This is a genomic window from Bacillus sp. SIMBA_074 (assembly GCF_046534555.1).
In the GTDB taxonomy this organism is placed as follows: domain Bacteria; phylum Bacillota; class Bacilli; order Bacillales; family Bacillaceae_G; genus Bacillus_A; species Bacillus_A mycoides.
Genome location: NZ_JAWRYM010000735.1, coordinates 1 through 261, shown reverse-complemented (window position 1 = coordinate 261; position 261 = coordinate 1). Strand labels below are relative to the sequence as shown.

Annotated in this window: 1 pseudogene; it reads right to left on the bottom strand. The window is 42.1% G+C overall.

Features of this window, described 5'->3' with window-relative positions:
- A pseudogene (locus SB773_RS32715) lies at window positions 1-261 on the bottom strand (cyclodextrin-binding protein); the annotation flags it as partial.

Here is a 261-nt window from a genome sequence, read left to right as displayed (position 1 = left end):
GAATGCTGTTACATGCCAGCCTTTGATTTCCATGAACGTTTTCATTGGCTGACCATTTGGCAATTTTGGCAAAGGGGCAATTCCTGTATCCTTTCTCTTGGAAAATGAGTTACCGTCACTCATGAAAGAAGCCAAATTTCCTTGATCAAATAACTTCCCGATCGCTGCCTCGTCGCCTTTTGGAATCAGATCCGCTTTATACCATTTTTGGATGTACCGAGCCCCTTTTATTGCACTCTTATTATTCAAACCAATGTCCGA